Genomic DNA, 18,366 nt, shown 5'->3' on the forward strand with positions numbered 1-18,366 from the left:
TATGGAATTATTTTTAGGCATTATTCTCATAACTATGCCGATCTTATTTGCGATGGGCTTATTGGCATTTATGATGACAGGTCCTAAAAAAGATCAAGAAGCTACAGAAGTAGTAGAGTTTACTACTGAAGTAATTAACGATGAAAATATAGCAGTATAAAAAAGGAGATCTCATTTAATTGAGATCTCCTTTTTCGTTATAGATAAATTGGATTATTTATCAAATGTTGCAAAACTATAAACTAATCCAATATTTAAAGCATGTTTAAATTGAACAGCTTGTCCAGTAGTACCGTCATTTCTATCAACTGTTACGTCTGGATCATAAATTAACTGTGTACTAAAGTTACAGCTTAAGTATTTGTTTACTTTCATGTCAATTAAGAAATCCCAGTTAACAATCCATTCATCCATTCTAGAATACTCAGCAAACATATTATAGGTAGTTTTGAGTGTTACATTTTTAACAACCTCTTTATCAAACCCAAATTTAATATTCACACCAGACTGGTCTCTAAAAGTTTCTTGAGGTTTTAAACCATACTTTTCAGAAAAGACAGTGTCAGTAACAAATGTCATACGGTTTGCAATAGGAGACAATGTTAAAAAACAATACTCTTTAGGGTTATAAGTTAAACCAATATTTAAGTTTAAATAAGCAGGAGCAAAGAATGCAGAAATTTGATTTTCTGTTTCAATTTTAACACCGTTTATTTCTTCTGTTTTGTACTCGTAACCTTTGTCAAATTGAGTTCTAAAATCACCAGAGGCAGTAATTAAAAATTTCTTATTTAGTTTATAGCTATAATCGGCACCAAGGTTTAATCGATCATCTGTCTTTTTCATTGGAAAAGTACTGTTCGATTGGTTAATTAAACCGTAAGCTAAATCAGTATAAACTCTTGTAATAGCTTTGTCAGTTTCTCTTATACCCTTATAAGTTTGTATACCTCCAAAAGAATAAGAACTTTCGCCACCACCGGCCCAGTTTACTAAACCAACATTAGAGAAGTTAAGACCAAATTTACCTTCATGTTTCCAAATTTTAGGTGGAGTAACATTTGTTGAGTCTTGCGCTTGAGCAACTTTAGTAGTTGAAAATATTAGAAGTAAAGCACCTAAAGTGCTAATAATAAATCTCATAGGAGTTAAAAAAAGTTGAGTTATCAATCTAGAATTATATAATAAGGCAAAAGTCTTAAAAAAAATTAAAATAAAGAAATAATTAAAAAATAATGTTCTATAAAAAAATCTTCATATATTCATTATATATCTCAAATTTTAAAGCATGAATAGAGTAAAAATACTGTTAGTATTAATAATTACTACTTCACTACTTTCATCATTTACTACTTTTTTTAAAGATGAAATACAATGGAAAACTGTGGAAGAAGCAATTGCTGCATCTGAAAAAGATGGAAAACCTATTTTTATAGATGTTTATACTGATTGGTGTGGTTGGTGTAAAGTATTAGACAAAAAAACCTTTCAGCATGAAGATGTTGTAAAGTATGTATCAGAGAATTATCATGCAGCTAAATTGAACCCTGAATTAGAAGCATCTTTTAGTTTTAAAGGAGACGATTTTACAAACAATTCATTTGCAAAAGAACATGAAGTAAACAGTTATCCTGCAATAATTGTGATTCATCCTAAAGGCAAAAATAAAGTTTTTGTTGGCTACAGAGATTCTGATAGTTTTTTAGAAATTTTAAAGAAATATAAGCGTCAAGTTGATTAGCTTTATAGATTAATAGAAATAGATTAACAAATCATTTAGATCAAAATATGTCAAAAAGAAAAAAGGCACTCATTTTACCAGTTTTATTGGTGGGGTTAGGATTATTTGGCTTTTCATTATTAGCTAGGATAGACGCTCCAGAGAATAGTAATAAAAATGCAATTAAAAGAAGTTTATTATTTACTGCATTAAAACAGATTCATTATAACAATGTAGAAATAGATGATGAATTTAGTGAGAATGCTTATAATCAATATTTAAAAAATATAGATCCAAATAAAAGATATTTCTTAAAAGGAGATGTTCATAAATTAAGTAAATATAAAGACTTACTAGACGAGGAAGTTAGAGATAATCAGACTACAGAACTTTATGCAATGTCTGTTCAAATCTTTGAGAAAAGGAGAGCTGAAGTCGAAAAAATTACAGAAGAAATTTTATCTAAACCTTTTGATTTCTCTAAGAAAGAAGAAATTCTTTTTGACCGTGACGAAATGAAATTCCCAAAGAATGAGAAAGAACGTTACGATAGATGGAGAAAATCTTTAAAGTATGCATCGCTTTTAAGAATGAATTCTAAACTTAAAGAGGAAGAATCTAAAAAGAAAGATGCTGAAAAGAACGGAGAAGATTTCAAAGCAACTCCATACGAAGAGATGGAAGCTGATGTAAGAGAAAAAGTACTTACAAACTATAAAGATGTATTTGATTATATGAGAAAGCTGGATGAGGAAGATCATTATGCTTTATATATTAACTCAATGATATCTATTTACGGCCCTCATACGGAATATTACCCACCAGAGAAAAAAGAGCAATTTGATACTGAAATTTCAGGACATTTTGAAGGTATTGGTGCAAGGTTACAACAAACTGGAGGAGAAGTAAAGGTTGTTAGTATTATTACTGGTAGTGCATCTTGGAAACAAGGAGACTTAGAAGCAAATGATATTATTTTAAAAGTTGCTCAAACTGAGGGGGACCCTGTTGATATTGGTGGAATGTCATTAAAAAATTCTATCAAGTTAATTAAAGGGCCAAAAGGAACAGAAGTACGTTTAACAGTAAGAAAACCTGATGGAAGAATTGTTGTTATTCCTATTATTCGTGATGTTGTTATAATGGAAGAATCTTATGCTAAATCTGCTGTTATAGAAGATAGTGATTCAGGTAAGAAAATTGGTCTAATTCACTTACCAAGCTTTTATGTTGATTTTCAGGATAGAAACGGACGTAGTTGTGGAGAAGATGTAAAGCAAGAAATTATTAAATTAAAAGGTCAAGGTGTTGACGGAATAGTTCTTGATTTAAGAAATAACGGAGGTGGATCTCTAGGTGATGCTGTAGAAATAGTAGGTCATTTTGTTGGTAAGAGTCCTGTTGTTCAAGTTAAATCTAAGGCATCTGGTTCTAAAACATTAAAACCAGAATACAATAATATTGAATATGATGGACCTTTAGTTGTTATGATCAATAGAATGTCAGCATCTGCATCAGAGATTGTTTCAGCAGCGTTACAAGATCATGGTAGAGCTGTTGTTTTAGGTTCTCAATCATTTGGTAAAGGTACTGTTCAAAGATTTATTGATCTTGATAGAATGTCAAGATTAGAAGAATTTAAACCATTAGGTTCGCTTAAATTGACTATCCAAAAATTCTATAGAATTAATGGTGGTGCAACACAAGTTAAGGGAGTTACTCCAGATATTAAATTGCCAGATACTTATGGGTATTTAGAAGTAGGAGAAGAGGACCTTCCTTTTGTTATGCCTTGGGATGAGATTGAAAAAGCTAAATATTCTATGTGGCCTGTACAATTGCCAATAGCAGACCTTTCTGCTAAATCTCAAGCAAGAGTTTCTAAAAATGAAGTTTTCAATATTATCGAAGAAAATGCACTTCGTTTAAAGAAACAGGAAGAAAAGAAATTCTATACTTTAAATCTTGATGAATTCAGAAAAGAACAAAAAATTCTTGATGAAAAATCAAAACATTTAAGAGAATCAGAGAAAGTACATGACGAGTTTAGTATTACTGTAATGAAAGATCATTACCCAACAACTAAACCAGATTCTGTAATCACTAAATCTGCTGATAAATGGGCTGAATCTATTAAAAAGGATGAATACCTGAAAGAGGCGACTGAAGTAATCTCAGATATGATGATACAATAAAGAATCAAATTCAATACTAAAGAAGAAGGAAGTCTAAATGGCTTCCTTTTTTTATGCAAAAATGATAATAAAAAAAAGCTTGATTGAATTATCAATCAAGCTTTTGTAGCGAGAACGAGAGTTGAACTCGTGACCTCCGGGTTATGAATCCGACGCTCTAACCAACTGAGCTACCTCGCCATTTTATTGAATACGGACGTTGTTGTATTCGGTTTTTATTTGTAGCGAGAACGAGAGTTGAACTCGTGACCTCCGGGTTATGAATCCGACGCTCTAACCAACTGAGCTACCTCGCCATTTTATTGAACACGGACGTTGTTGTATTCAAAAGGTTTTTATTTTGTAGCGAGAACGAGAGTTGAACTCGTGACCTCCGGGTTATGAATCCGACGCTCTAACCAACTGAGCTACCTCGCCATTTTATTGAATACGGCCATTGTTGTATTCAAAAGGTTTTTATTTTGTAGCGAGAACGAGAGTTGAACTCGTGACCTCCGGGTTATGAATCCGACGCTCTAACCAACTGAGCTACCTCGCCATTTTATTGAACACGGCCGTTGTTGTATTCGGTTTTTATTTGTAGCGAGAACGAGAGTTGAACTCGTGACCTCCGGGTTATGAATCCGACGCTCTAACCAACTGAGCTACCTCGCCATTTTATTGAATACGGACGTTGTTGTATTCGGTTTTTATTTGTAGCGAGAACGAGAGTTGAACTCGTGACCTCCGGGTTATGAATCCGACGCTCTAACCAACTGAGCTACCTCGCCATTTAGGAGTGCAAATATGCTACCTTGAACTTTAAACTGCAAATCTATTGACATCATTTTTTTTAATTTATGTAAATCATTTACTTAACTAGTTACAATTGAATGAAATAAAAAATGCACGACAAAGATTAAATTTTAAAGGTTAATCAATATTATATGCCGAAAATCCAAAACTTTGTAAATACCTTAAAAAAGAAACATTTTCGTTAATTTTTTATTGGCAGTTGATGATATATTTCGGATTATTGTAGCAAATACATCGATTAAGGTTTTATTGACCAACTATTTTTTATGGAAAGATATAAATACCAAGCGGAATTCGAGTTTAGAGTGCCATTACATAAATTATATCCCTATTTTGTAATGCCCAATTTGTTAAAAGATTGGTTTGCTGATAATGTAAAAGAAGATATTCAGAATAAAGAAATTGTCTTTACATGGGGTAACGATGTTAAAAAGGGAAAAGTGTCTATTCGTAGGCAGAATCAAAGAGTTAAATACACTTTTGATAAAGAAGATAATCTAAAATCAGCCTATGTTGATTTTAAATTTGAATTTAGTGAGTTAGCTCAATCTTCATTTTTACAGGTCACAGATTATTCTGATATGGATGATGAAGATGAATTGAAAGAACTTTGGGAAGAAATGTTTGGTCGTTTACATGAAATAATAGGCGGCTAATTAAAATACAGCGTATGTCATACGAATATTCAGCAAAATATGTGAAGCAAATCTCTAGAGCTGTAGAGCAAAGAGAAGATGCATATTTAAAAAATGAATTTGAAAATGTACACTCTGCAGATATTTCCTTGATAATGGAAGGATTAAATGCAGAAGATTGTAAGTACATTTTAGAATTATTGGATCCAGAAGTTGGGGCAGATGTAATTAGTGATATTGAAGATGATACTAGAAATAACTTCTTATCATTATTCTCTCCTGAAGAGCTATCCAAATATATGGATGAAACTGACTCTGATGATGCGGCAGATATTCTAAACGATTTACCAGTAAAAGTACGTGAAGAGGTCATAGCAAATATGACAAATCAAGAGAAGGTACTATATATTGTAGATCTATTGCATTATGAAGAAGATTGTGCAGGTGGACTTATGGCAAAAGAATTAGTTAAAGCTAATATCAATTGGAATGTAAGTCAATGTATAGATGAAGTTCGTAGGCAAGCAAAAGAAGTAGATAAAGTATATACTGTTTATGTAGTTGATGACCATGATATCCTTTTAGGGAGGATTTCTATGAAGAAACTATTAATAGCATCAGAAGACGTAAATGTTTCAGATCTCTACCAACCAGAAATTGCGAAAGTACATTCATATCAAGATGAGGAAGAGGTTGCTGAATTAATGCAGCATTATGATCTAGAAGTAATCCCTGTAGTAAATGTACAAGGTCGTTTATTAGGTAGGATTACGATAGATGATGTTGTAGATGTAATTACTGAACAAGCAGAAAAAGATCAGCAAGCCATGTCAGGTATTTCTGAAGATGTAGAAGAAACAGACAGTCTTTGGGCAATGGCAAGAGCAAGATTACCTTGGTTAATTGTGGGTATGTCCGGTGGACTTTTAGGAGCGAATTTCTTGGGAGGTTTCGAAGCAGAATTGAGGTTAGTACCTGCAATGGCATTCTTTATACCTTTAATAACAGCAACTGGAGGAAATGTTGGTATACAATCATCCACAATTGTTGTTCAGAGTTTAGCCAGTGGTGGTTTTCATGGGTCATTGTTCAATAGATATTTAAGAGTATTAATGGTAGCTCTGTTAAATGGTATTACATTAGCACTTTTAGTTTATGGTTTTAATTTACTTTTTACAGATCATAACCTTGCAATAGTAGTATCAGTAGCTCTATTTAGTGTCATCATGATTGCATCATTTATGGGAACGATAACACCTATAATATTAGATAAATTAGGAATTAACCCAGCTTTGGCCTCAGGGCCTTTTATTACCACTTGTAATGATTTAATTGGGCTAGGTGTGTATTTCTCAGTAGCAAAAGTGTTATTACATTAGTAACTTTGTAGATATGTCAGAAAATAATAAAAGAACAGAAATAGGCGACCTAGGAGAGTTCGGCTTAATTGATAGATTAACGAAAGATCTTAAAATCAAACATAAGACTACAGCAAAAGGTGTTGGTGACGATGCTGCTGTATTTGATTATGGTGGAGATGAATATACAGTGCTTTCTACAGATATCTTATTAGAAGGTATTCACTTTGATTTAAGTTTTATGCCTTTACAGCACTTAGGGTATAAAGCCATTGCAGTTAATGTGTCTGATATTGCGGCAATGAATGCAATACCAGAACAAGTAACTGTTAGTATTGCAGTAACAAATCGTTTCTCTGTTGAGGCAATAGAAATGATTTATGAAGGCATTAAAGCTGCTTGTGAAAATTACAATGTAGACCTAGTTGGTGGTGATACAACATCATCACGTCAAGGTTTGTGTATTTCTGTTACAGCAGTTGGTAGAGTTAAGAAAGATAAGATTGCCTACAGAAGTGGAGCCAAAAAAGGTGATATTCTTTGTGTAACAGGTGATTTAGGAGGTGCTTATATGGGACTTCAGGTTTTACTACGTGAAAAAGCAGTTTTTGAGGCTAATCCAAAAATGCAACCTAATCTAGATAATTACCAATATGTTGCAGGAAGACAATTACGTCCTGAAGCTCGAACTGATGTTATTCATGAATTAAATGAATTGGGAGTTGTACCAACATCAATGATCGATGTATCTGATGGTGTAGCTTCAGAAGTGTTACATATCTGTAAAGCATCAAATGTGGGTGCTGTAGTATATGAAGATAAATTACCGATAGATCAAGATACCTTTGATGTTGCACATGAATTCAAAATCGCTTCTAAAACGCCAGCGTTAAATGGAGGAGAAGATTATGAACTCTTATTTACAATCAAACAAGAAGATTTCCCTAAATTAGAAAAGAATGCCAACGTTTATTTCATTGGATATATTGATGAAGCAGAGAACGGTGCAAGGTTATTTACAGAAGGTGAACAAACTTTACCTTTAACTGCACAAGGTTGGAAACACTTTTAATATAGTATTGTAAAAGGTATTAAATTAATTTATAAAAAAAGAGCTTGATAGTATTTTAAAACTATCAAGCTCTTTTTTATTGTGATTTATAGACTTTATTCGTCGTCATTGACATTAATTTTACCTAAGTCAATTTCTTCATCTTCATCTTCAAAATAGAAATGATCCATACCTTCAATCATAGGATTCATATCTTGTTTATTCGCATCAAAAGTATACAATAAACAAGGTAGCAAGGTAAGGTTTGTAGTCATTGCTACAATCAAAGTTACAGATGTTAAAAGCCCTAATGCTTGAGTAGCTCCAAAAGTAGATCCCATAAAAATAGCAAAACCACAGAAGAGAACAATAGATGTATATAACATACTAGAACCTGTTTCTCTGAGTGCCATTATTACAGCCTTCTTCATATTGTAATTATGAAGAACGATTTCTTGACGGTACTTAGCAAGGAAGTGAATAGAATCATCTACTGAAATACCGAAAGCGATACTAAATACAATTGCTGTACTAGGTTTTAGAGGAATACCTAAGAATCCCATTAAGCCAAGTGTAAATAATAGAGGAATAATATTCGGTATTAAAGAAATTATGATAATTCTTAAATTACCAAATAGGGTACCCATTATTACAGCAATCAGAAAGAATGCAATGAGCATACTTTGTTTCAAATTTTTAATTAAGAAATCATTACCCTTAATAAAAATTAGAGTAGACCCGGTAACCATTGGTTCTAAATCTGTGCCTTTAACTATTTCAGCTAATTTAGGACGGATTACACTATCTACAAGGTATTCCATTCTAATAGAGCCAATATCAGCCATACTCATGCTAACTCTTATATATTGACCTGTTGAGTCAATCATTGAGTTGCTCAAGTCTGAAGCGTTATCATCTGTGCTATTTCTAGCATATTTCATGATGTATGAGGTCTCACTTCTGTTTGGAAGTTTAAAGTATGTTGAGTCTCCTCCATGAAATGCCTGATTACCTGCTTTTAAAAACGTATTAATTGATATAGGCGGTGAAACTTCTGGTAATGAAGAAACGAAATTTTCAATTTGTTCAACTTTGCCAAGTGTACCTTTCTTTAAGTATCCTTTTTTACGTTGAGTATTTACCACAATCTCAAGAGGCATAACACCTTTAAATTCTTTTTCAAAGAATCTTAAATCTTGTTTAACATGGTAATCTTCAGGTAAGTCATCTACCATATATGCTTCAGCTGTTACTTGGTAACTACCATAGATAGATACAATAACCATTAAAGCTGTAAATCCATAAACAATACCTCTGTGATGTAATACAAGCATTTCTAACTGATGTATTAACCAGGCAGTAGGTTTAAAGTCAAGGTGTTTTAAATGTTTAACATCTGGTGCAGGCAAATAAGAAAATACAATTGGAATAAATGAAATACTAATTAGGAAGGTAACGGCAATATTAATACCTGCTACAATACCAAATTCTTGCATAGCTTTAATTCCAGTAGTAATTAATACCATAAAGCCAATTGCCGTTGTAGTGTTTGTTATAAGCGTAACAACACCAATTTTTTTGATGATATATGCTAAAGAGTCAACTTTACTTTTTCCTGTTGCAAATTCCTGATGATACTTATTGAGTAAGTATATACAGTTTGGAATACCAATAACTACCAAAACTGGAGGTAGTAACCCAGTTAAGATTGTAATTTGATAATTTAATAAAGCCAGGGTACCCATAATCCAAACAATCACAATGCATATTACCATTAAAGGGAAAAATACAGGGGAGAATGAACGGAAGAATAAGAATAATACCAAAGCAACAACTCCAATAGAAATTGCTAAGAATTTTATTGTTTCAGCTTTGACTTTATCCGCCATAATTGAACGAACATAAGGCATGCCTGCATAATACAGATGGATTCCTGTTTCTTTTTCAAAGTCTACAGCTTTTGCTTCAAGTCGTTTCATAACTTTAGTACGGTCCTTAGAATTCAGAATTACTGGATCCATACTAATAACCATGGCAGTGGCTTTGTTTTCACTAATAAGCCTATTTTTATAAGCTTTTATAGTTTCAACTTTATCAAGAATACTATCTAATTCAGCTTGTGTATTAGGAGGGTTCTTGAAAAACTGTTCTATATCAAATTTTTGTTCCTTTCTGTTTGCTACAACATTTGGAGCATTAGCCAAAGATAAAACAGATGTTATACCATCTAAATGTTTTATCTCATTACCAAGTTCCATAAACTTTTTGAAGTTCTCTAGTTGAAACAACTTGTCATCTTTAATTCCTAATACGAAATTAGAGGCATCCTCACCAAACAGTTCTTGGAATCTATTAAAGTTGACCATATCAGGATCATCATCGGGTATAATTCTGATGTATTGATATGACCATTTTACGTCTTTGGCTTGATATCCCATAAAAACAGTAGAGATACCAATAAAAACAAGAATTGCTATTCTATTACCTAGAATAAACTCAGATATTTTTTTCCACATATGTGATTAAATAAAGATTGACGATTTCGTCTTACTTATTTTATATATAAAAAGGTATACTTAATTGCTTAAGTACACCTTCTCATTATTTCTTCATGCCAAGCATCTTAATTGCAGCAACAGCAGCTTCAACACCTTTATTGCCATGTTTACCACCAGCACGGTCATATGCTTGTTGCTCAGTATTTGGTGTTAATAGACCAAATATTACAGGCTTGTTATACTTTAAAGAAACGTTTGTTACACCATGTGCTACTGCATCACAGATAAAATCAAAATGCTTTGTTTCACCTTGAATTACACAACCTAAACAGATTACAGCGTCAATTTCTTCCTCTTCTGCCATTAGTTGAGCACCAAATGTTAACTCAAATGCACCAGGAACATCTTCTCTATAAATATTTGCTTCTTTAGCACCTTCTTTAAGTAAAGTCTCTATAACTGCTCCGTATAATGATTCAGTTATTTTTGGATTGTATTCAGATATTACAACTGCGAATTTTTTTTCTGAAATATCAATATTTTTTTTCTTTGTGTATTCACTAAGACTCTTTAATGCTGATGCCATTTTTTACTAATGTTATAATTATAATATTTTGCCTACAAAGTTATCAATTTTTATATCTTCTAATAATGTAGTGTATTGTTTTCTACCTACAATATTTTTAAATAGAATATTCTATTAATTTAATCTATTACAATCTGTTTATACTTCTGTTTGTTTTGGAAGTATTTTAGAGAATAATAAGCCAAATAAAATTACTGATAAACAACCAATTACATTATACCATAAAAATGGGACTTCTGTAAATGAAAAAAGATAAATAATAATTCCTTCAGAAATTATTGCTGCATAGAATGTTGGTCTTGCATTTATACTTTTTAAATAAAATGCAATCATAAATATTCCTAGAATTACTCCATAAACTAGAGAACCTAAAATATTAACTGCTTCAATTAAAGACCCCAACTTATTTGCAAAGGATGCAAAAAGAATTGCATAAAGTCCCCAGCCAATACTTACTAATTTAGAAGCATATAAATAATGTTTATCAGAACCGTCTTTTTTAATAATTCTTTTGTAAATATCAACAATACTAGTAGAAGCGAGGGCATTTATTTCTGAAGATGTGGAAGACATACTTGCAGAAAGAATAACTGCTATTAAAAGGCCAATCAATCCTTGTGGTAAGTAATTGATTACAAACCCTAGAAAGATATAATTGGTGTCATTAGTATCAATTTCAGGTGCTTTTAAATTTACTTGATCAATAATAATCTCTTTTGCCTTTTCAACTTCTGTTGTTGCATTAATTAAAGATGATTTTGTAGTTGCAATTTGCTCTTCATTATTACCATCTAAGGCAGTTGCATATTCAAATGCAATCGTTGATCGTTCTTTTAATTTATCTTGATAATTCGCTTCAAGCGAAGAATAATTTTCAACTTTATTTTTTACTTGATCTAGAGCAACTGTATTGAATAAAACAGGAGCGGGGTTGAAAAAGTAGAAAACATATACCATTGCACCAATAAACAGTATCAGGAATTGCATCGGTATTTTTATCATCCCATTAAATAAAAGTGCTAATCTACTTTGAGCAACAGAACTACCCGATAGATACCTTTGAACTTGAGATTGGTCTGTACCGAAATAAGACATAGCAAGAAAAAATCCTCCAATTAATCCTGACCAAACATTGTATTTACTTGTTGGGTCAAATTTAAAATCAATAGCATTTAGTTTACCAGAAGCACCTGCAATATGTAATGCATTGTTAAATGATATCTCATTAGGCATCATTTGAACTACTAGAATACCCGCCAATAACATCCCAATAAAAATAACAGCCATCTGTAATTTTTGGGTCTGATTTACAGCTTTTGTACCTCCAATTACAGTATAAGCAGTAACAATTACTCCAATTCCAATATTTGTAAGGTTAATATCCCATCCTAATAAAGAAGATAAGATAAGTGAAGGAGCAAATATTGTAAAACCTGCTGCAAGCCCTCTTTGAGTTAAAAAAAGTATTGCAGTAAAAGTTCTTGTTGGTAAATCAAATCTCTTTTCTAAATATTCATAAGCTGTAAAAACATTCATCTTATGATATATAGGAACAACAGTTATTGATAGAACTACCATTGCTAATGGAAGTCCAAAGTAAAATTGAACAAACCTCATCCCATCTACAAAAGCCTGTCCTGGTGCAGAAAGGAATGTAATAGCACTTGCTTGTGTAGCCATTATTGACAAAGCAACTGTAAACCATTTAGCTTCTCTGTTACCTAATAAATAGCTTTTAATATCTTGTTGTTGACGTGTTTTCCAAATACCATAGATAACAATAAATGCTAAAGTACTTGATAAAACTATCCAGTCGAGAATACTCATATCTGTTAATTGAAAGCGTTAGAAAACCAAGAAAATAAACCAATTAATAAAATTAATTCGCCAATAACGATGTAGTAAAGTTGTTTCCAAGATTTACCTACAGGTGGCTTTTCGTTTTCATTTTTCATATTAGTTGTTATTAGTAGAAGGTTTGTAATCTAATAAGTTAGCAAAAAGTCTATATGCTCCAGAAACTCCATATGGCAACTCTCTAAACCAAGAAATTCCTGAATAAATAAAAGCACCTTTACCATAATCGGCAACAATAAGTGCACCGTCTACTGGATTTTCATTAGGATCTTGCATTCTTAGAATTGGTGTGTAATCTTCACTCCATTCATTAGGGTAATATAAACCTCTTTCCTGTACCCAGCCATCAAAATCATCTGATGTAATCTTGTTTGGAAAAGTAACTAATTTGTGGTTTTTAGCAAGTATTTCAACAGGACTTTCTTCAACCGTAATTCTATCTCTTGATAACTTTAATGGATATGGTCCAATCTGTTCAACTTTAACTCTAAAAGAAGTGTTGTATTGAACTATAACAGTACCGCCATTATAAGTGTATTCTAAAAGTATTGGTTGTATGTATCTCATTTTTTCAAGCACATTATAAGCTCTAATACCTACAATAATAGCATCATATTTTTCAATGTTATCAAGCTTAATGTTTTCTTGATCAAGAATTTCAACATTGTAACCAGCAGCTTCTAATGATTCAGGAATTGCATCTCCTGCACCCATTATATAACCGATATTCTTTACTAAGCCTTTTTCCATCTTTAGTTTTATCACTTTTGATGTAGCTTCTTTAAAATAGCGTTGTTTGTAGATATGATCGTAATCTATTTCAATTAATCCATCCATATATGTTGTGCCAGTGTTTGACTTAATCATTGCAGTGATTAGGCCTTCAGAATCTTTCTTAGAAGGGTATAAAGTGAATTTTAGTTGTGTTTTGTCTCCAACATTTTTTAAAGTTACTTTTTTGTTGGAAGGTTCAATTTTCCAACCTTTAGGAATGCAAACTTCAATATCACCTTCAAAATTATTTGTATGTGCTAGAACGTCTACATTAACTGTTTTAGGTTTGTTGTCACCAAAAATCCAAACTGATTGATCCAGCAAAATCGTCACAGGAGGTGTGATTGCAAGAGGGATATACCTTTCACCTTTAGCAGGATTAATTTTTTTATGCCATATATTAGTAGTAATTGAAATAGGAGTATTGTTAATTGTATACTCTATTGTTACAGGAATAGGAAAGTCATTTTCAGGTTTTCCAATCAACTGTTGGTTGTTTACAACATACATTCCTTTAGTTGGTTTTTCTACTAACCAATATGGTTGAGATATATTATAATCAGTAGGAATATTTAATGTTGATGAAATTTTTAGAGCTCTGTTATAAGAAAGTGCAGTATCAACTTTCAATACTGATAATTGACCAAATTTAATTTCCTTTAAAACTATATTCGTTTTTGTTCTATTAATAGACGATACTTCTACTTTTAATGAGTCTCCAACTGCAATAGTCTCAGTAGGAGATAAAGCTTCAATCCACATACCAGAACAAAGTATAATTAAGTTATCAACAGTTTTGGACTTCTTGATAACCCAGTAATCTTTTTGATTTAGTGTTGAAAGTTCTTTTTTAATATCAATTAATGCATTGATACTTAGACTTGGTTGAGTAGGGTTAAATTCTTTTTGTAATTTCTTGATTAATTCCGCAACTTTTTCTGCGTTTTCTACTCTTTTCCATGATGTATCTACACCTTCCATTGGTGAGTCACTCATTGCATCACCATCGAGTAATTTAAAGTATTCAGAATTTGAACCTCTTTGTAATTCAGCTCCAAACCCTTGGCATTTATGCTTAGATCTAGCAGCCATGGCTATTTCTCCTACAGATTTTCCTAAAACAGGAATAAATTCTCCACATTCAACGCTAACATATTTTGTAGGATCAAAAGATTCTCCTTTACCTCTAAAGAACCATGTGTTTGTATTCCACATTACTCTTTTTGGTTGCCAGAGAGATACATAGTCTAATTGTTCAGGAAACATCTTTGGGTCGGCTGCAGCTTTAAAAGCTTCAACAGCAATTATAGCAGAAGTAGTATGATGTCCATGTGTTCTTCCACCCCGGTCAGGAGAAAAACGAGTAATAATAATATCAGGTCTAAACTTTCTGATATTCCAAACAGCGTCAGCTAATACTTGGTCTTTATTCCATACAGATAATGTTTCTTCTGGATTTTTAGAATATCCAAAATCATTAGCTCTGCTAAAAAACTGATTACCACCATCAACTTTTCTTGCTTCAATAAGTTCTTGAGACCTTAAAATGCCTAAACCTTCTCTAATTTCTTTACCGATTAAATTTTGCCCACCATCACCACGAGTTAAGGCAGTATAAGCAGTTTCATATCCTTTATATCTTGCAAAATAACCTATCACTCTTTGGTTTTCATCATCAGGATGAGCGGCAAAATACATCACACTTCCAAGTGTATTAAGGTGATTTATATCTTGAATAATTTGAGCTACATCTGAAGGCCCATTTTTAGGAGTTTGCCCAAAACTAAGAATGGATGTAATGAATATAAATAGGGGTGCTAATCTAAGAAATTTCATAAGATCGTTTAATACAAAAAGGTTTAATAGATAAAAAGGCGTCCATTTACGATGGACGCCTTAAACTTTAAAAAATTAAAGTTTAGATACTTTTATTTGCTTTCTTCCATTTTTTAGAAGCATTAGGTAACCATGCTTCGATGTCAGCCTGAACTCTACTTTTAAAGTAGTTGTACGTACCGTCAGGGTTAGTATCTCCAGATTTCTTAGCAGCAACTGCAGCAGTTAAAGCTTCATCATATTTTTCTTGACCTGCTAAAATTTTAGCTTTAGTCCATTGGTTCCAGAAGTAATCAGGACGGGCAGCAATAGATTGGTCAATTAAACTTAGAGCTTTGTCAGCATCAGTTGCAGCATAAAAATTAGCTGCATTTTGATATGTTCTCCATGCACCTTCAGCTTTTTTGATTGCTGCATTAATATTAGCTTCTGATAAAGAAGCAGTAGGAGCAGTAAAAGTGAAAGAAACTAAAGTGTTGTCCCACCATAAAGAAACTTTACCTTCTTCATCCGAAATGCTTTCGATTAAATAAGTAAGACGTTCTCTTTTTGGAGCTTCTTCTCTTTTTACGTTAACAGATGCCGCATCATCAGCTTTAATTGCATCCATATCTTGTTTACCATCTTTGTTATAAGCAAAGATACTTTTTCCTTTACCGTTAAAATGGAAAGTCCAATCGCCTTTTTCTTGAGGAGTAACAAAAATGTTATAAGTACCTTTTTCAAGTTCAGTACCACCAATAGTTACATTAGAACTAAATGTGATTGCTGTAGGACCGTTTGCACCAGCTCTCCATGCAGTACCATATTTTTCTAGCTCACCAAAAACTTTACGTCCTTTTACGGCAGGAGAAGAATAATCGATAGAAACTTTAGTTACACCTACTTTTTGTGAAACACTTGCAGCCGGACTCGGCGCTGGAAGTTCTTGTGCTTGAATTGCCTGAAGTGCAATAAAAGCTACTGAAAGGATTGTTAGTATAGATTTTTTGAACATGTTTAGATGTATTATGTGATTAAAAATTCAGATTCAATTTAAAAAGTGCTGAAAGAAAGTGAAATGTATTTAATTATTCAAATAAATAGTTGAATAATTCTTAAAAACAAAAAAAGGGTAGAAATACAAAAAGGTCCCGTAAAACAAGACCTTTTTGCTAACCCAAAAACTAACTATTTCTCATTGCAATCTTTTCGATTGCTTTGCAAACATAACTATTCATTCACATTATAAATAGTCTGTTAATCATTATTAACAATATATTTAATTTGGGATATAATGTAATGGAGAATTAGGTCCAATAGGTAGCCCTAACATTAACCAAATAGCCATTAATACTACCCAAACAATTAAGAATGCTATAGAATATGGAAGCATTGTCGCAATCACTGTCCCGATACCAGCATTTTTATCATATCTCTGTATAAAGGCTACGATTAATGCAAAATAAGACATCATAGGAGAGATGATATTTGTTACACTATCTCCAATACGATATGCAACCTGTGTTAATTCAGGAGAAATTCCAACTAGCATAAACATTGGAATAAAAACAGGAGCCATTAAAGTCCATTTTGCAGATGCACTACCCATTACAAGATTGATTAATGCCGCTAAGAAAATAAAACAAATTAATAATGGCATTTTATCAAGACCTATAGTTTCTAAAAACTGAGCACCTTTTACAGCACAAATTAAACCTAGGTTTGTCCATTTGAAATATGCCACAAATTGAGCAGCAAAAAAGACAAGAACTATGTAACTACTCATTGTTTCCATAGATTTACCCATGCCTTTCATTATATCAGCATCGTTTTTGAATGTTCCTGATCCTTTTCCATAGGCAATACCACAAACTGCTGCAATTATAAATATCCAAGAAACTATTCCTTTCATTAAAGCAGATTTGAAAATATTTGAAGGGTCTTCACTATATCTCAAAAAGCCATTTTCTGGAATAATACCAACAAGAATAAAAGTAGTTAAAATAAGTGCTGCAATCCCTGCATATAATAAACCTCTTTTTTCATCTTTAGTAAGTGGATGAATATCTTCAGCAACTTCATCACCTTTATATTCACCTAGTCTTGGAATTACAATTTTTTCGGTAACAATTGTACCTGCTATTCCAATAAAAAATGTAGAAACAAACATGAAATAATAATTACATGCTGCATTTATTGAATACGATGGATCTATAATTTGAGCTGCTTCTTGTGAAATTCCTTGTAATAAAGGATCAATAGTACCTAGAAGTAAATTGGCAGAATAACCACCAGAAACTCCAGCAAAAGCAGCAGCTAAACCTGCTAGGGGGTGTTTGCCAAATGCTAAAAATATTATTGCTGATAAAGGTACTAAAAGCACATAACCAACTTCACTTGCCGTATTTGATAATACGCCAGCAAATACTACAACAAAAGTAATTATTGATTTAGGTGATTTTAATACAAGTATTCTAATTAATGTTCCTATTAGTCCACTTCCTTCTGCAATCCCAATACCAAGCATTGCCACTAAAACAACGCCAAGAGGAGCAAAATTTGTAAAGTTTTTCACAAGCTTAGTTAGCATTAAATAAATACCATCTTGAGAAATTAAATTAACAACAGTAATCATTTCTCCAGTACCAGGGTGCTGAACTGATAAGCCTGTCTGAGAGAATACCCATGATAGAATTACAACTCCAAAGGCAAAACCTGCAAATAAAGTGGCAGGGTGAGGAAGTGCATTACCAATTTTCTCAACAAATCCGAGAAAACGATCTATCATGCTTTTTTTTTGTTGGCTACTTGAGCTATTCATTGTAAATTAAAATGGTTAGAATAAATGTGTTTATCTAGTATAGTATGATTTTATCAGCCCCAAAAATAAGATAGAGATTTTAATTTCATACTTGTTCTTTCAATATCGTTTGTTAATTTGGTGGTTAATAGCAAAAAAATTACACTTACGCTATTAATGTTTTTTTTAACTATAGGATAAAACTTGATTAAATTAATGTAGTAGTACGTTGATAATAACAAGTTTACTTTTTTATATTTCTAATATTTAGGTACTAAA

Annotated in this window: 14 protein-coding genes and 6 tRNA genes; 6 read left to right on the forward strand and 14 right to left on the reverse strand. The window is 32.2% G+C overall.

What is annotated here, in order from left to right; translation table 11 throughout:
* Positions 1–34 precede the first annotated feature (34 nt).
* Positions 35–160 carry a hypothetical protein gene (locus KM029_RS27000; RefSeq protein ID WP_260412346.1) on the forward strand — a complete coding sequence of 42 codons (126 nt, stop codon included), beginning with the start codon at positions 35–37 and terminating at the stop codon, positions 158–160.
* A gap of 53 nt (positions 161–213) precedes the next feature.
* Here the strand turns inward: KM029_RS27000 and KM029_RS02890 are convergent, their stop codons facing one another.
* A complete protein-coding gene (locus KM029_RS02890) occupies positions 214–1,143 on the reverse strand; it encodes a DUF3078 domain-containing protein (protein WP_144075284.1) in 930 nt (309 codons plus the stop codon).
* A gap of 145 nt (positions 1,144–1,288) precedes the next feature.
* Between KM029_RS02890 and KM029_RS02895 the strand changes: the two genes are divergently transcribed.
* Together KM029_RS02895 and KM029_RS02900 are read left to right on the forward strand one after the other, a co-directional pair.
* On the forward strand, positions 1,289–1,741 hold the full coding sequence (locus KM029_RS02895) for a thioredoxin family protein (protein WP_144075285.1): 453 nt from the start codon (positions 1,289–1,291) through the stop codon (positions 1,739–1,741).
* A gap of 47 nt (positions 1,742–1,788) precedes the next feature.
* Positions 1,789–3,915, forward strand: coding sequence for a carboxy terminal-processing peptidase (locus tag KM029_RS02900; protein WP_144075286.1), 2,127 nt, complete (start codon positions 1,789–1,791; stop codon positions 3,913–3,915).
* A gap of 106 nt (positions 3,916–4,021) precedes the next feature.
* On the opposite strand, the gene KM029_RS02905 is transcribed toward KM029_RS02900, so the two are convergent.
* The 6 genes from KM029_RS02905 to KM029_RS02930 form a co-directional block, all read right to left on the reverse strand.
* Positions 4,022–4,095, reverse strand: a tRNA-Met gene (locus KM029_RS02905).
* A gap of 42 nt (positions 4,096–4,137) precedes the next feature.
* Positions 4,138–4,211 (reverse strand) — tRNA-Met (locus KM029_RS02910).
* Positions 4,212–4,258: 47 nt separating this feature from the next.
* Positions 4,259–4,332: transfer RNA gene (locus tag KM029_RS02915), tRNA-Met, on the reverse strand.
* Positions 4,333–4,379: 47 nt separating this feature from the next.
* A tRNA-Met gene (locus KM029_RS02920) sits at positions 4,380–4,453 on the reverse strand.
* Between the two features lie 42 nt (positions 4,454–4,495).
* Positions 4,496–4,569: transfer RNA gene (locus KM029_RS02925), tRNA-Met, on the reverse strand.
* A 42-nt stretch (positions 4,570–4,611) separates the two neighbouring features.
* A tRNA-Met gene (locus tag KM029_RS02930) sits at positions 4,612–4,685 on the reverse strand.
* A gap of 291 nt (positions 4,686–4,976) precedes the next feature.
* Between KM029_RS02930 and KM029_RS02935 the strand changes: the two genes are divergently transcribed.
* The 3 genes from KM029_RS02935 to thiL are packed head-to-tail and all read left to right on the forward strand — an operon-like array spanning position 4,977 to position 7,775.
* Positions 4,977–5,366, forward strand: a complete 390-nt coding sequence (locus KM029_RS02935; RefSeq protein ID WP_144075287.1) for an START-like domain-containing protein — start codon at positions 4,977–4,979, stop codon at positions 5,364–5,366.
* A gap of 14 nt (positions 5,367–5,380) precedes the next feature.
* Entirely contained in the window at positions 5,381–6,724 is a 1,344-nt protein-coding gene (gene mgtE / locus KM029_RS02940; RefSeq protein ID WP_144075288.1) for a magnesium transporter, read from the forward strand.
* Positions 6,725–6,737: 13 nt separating this feature from the next.
* Positions 6,738–7,775, forward strand: a complete 1,038-nt coding sequence (gene thiL, locus KM029_RS02945; protein WP_144075289.1) for a thiamine-phosphate kinase — start codon at positions 6,738–6,740, stop codon at positions 7,773–7,775.
* 95 nt (positions 7,776–7,870) lie between these two features.
* Here thiL and KM029_RS02950 read toward each other — a convergent pair whose 3' ends face one another.
* The 7 genes from KM029_RS02950 to KM029_RS02975 all read right to left on the reverse strand — a co-directional run bounded on the left by KM029_RS02950 (position 7,871) and on the right by KM029_RS02975 (position 18,108).
* The gene (locus KM029_RS02950) at positions 7,871–10,270 is read right to left on the reverse strand and encodes an efflux RND transporter permease subunit (protein WP_144075290.1); all 2,400 of its coding nucleotides are present in this window, start codon (positions 10,268–10,270) and stop codon (positions 7,871–7,873) included.
* A gap of 85 nt (positions 10,271–10,355) precedes the next feature.
* Positions 10,356–10,838, reverse strand: coding sequence for a 6,7-dimethyl-8-ribityllumazine synthase (gene ribH / locus KM029_RS02955; RefSeq protein ID WP_144075291.1), 483 nt, complete (start codon positions 10,836–10,838; stop codon positions 10,356–10,358).
* Between the two features lie 138 nt (positions 10,839–10,976).
* Positions 10,977–12,665 carry a sodium:solute symporter gene (locus KM029_RS02960; protein ID WP_144075292.1) on the reverse strand — a complete coding sequence of 563 codons (1,689 nt, stop codon included), beginning with the start codon at positions 12,663–12,665 and terminating at the stop codon, positions 10,977–10,979.
* Positions 12,666–12,670: 5 nt separating this feature from the next.
* A complete protein-coding gene (locus KM029_RS27005) occupies positions 12,671–12,793 on the reverse strand; it encodes a hypothetical protein (RefSeq protein ID WP_260412348.1) in 123 nt (40 codons plus the stop codon).
* Position 12,794: 1 nt separating this feature from the next.
* Positions 12,795–15,305, reverse strand: coding sequence for a PIG-L family deacetylase (locus KM029_RS02965; protein ID WP_144075293.1), 2,511 nt, complete (start codon positions 15,303–15,305; stop codon positions 12,795–12,797).
* An 82-nt stretch (positions 15,306–15,387) separates the two neighbouring features.
* Positions 15,388–16,302, reverse strand: coding sequence for a DUF2911 domain-containing protein (locus KM029_RS02970; RefSeq protein ID WP_144075294.1), 915 nt, complete (start codon positions 16,300–16,302; stop codon positions 15,388–15,390).
* Between the two features lie 264 nt (positions 16,303–16,566).
* A complete protein-coding gene (locus tag KM029_RS02975; protein WP_144075295.1) occupies positions 16,567–18,108 on the reverse strand; it encodes an AbgT family transporter in 1,542 nt (513 codons plus the stop codon).
* Between the last annotated feature and the right edge of the window lie 258 nt (positions 18,109–18,366).

This window comes from Flammeovirga kamogawensis (genome assembly GCF_018736065.1).
Lineage (GTDB): Bacteria > Bacteroidota > Bacteroidia > Cytophagales > Flammeovirgaceae > Flammeovirga > Flammeovirga kamogawensis.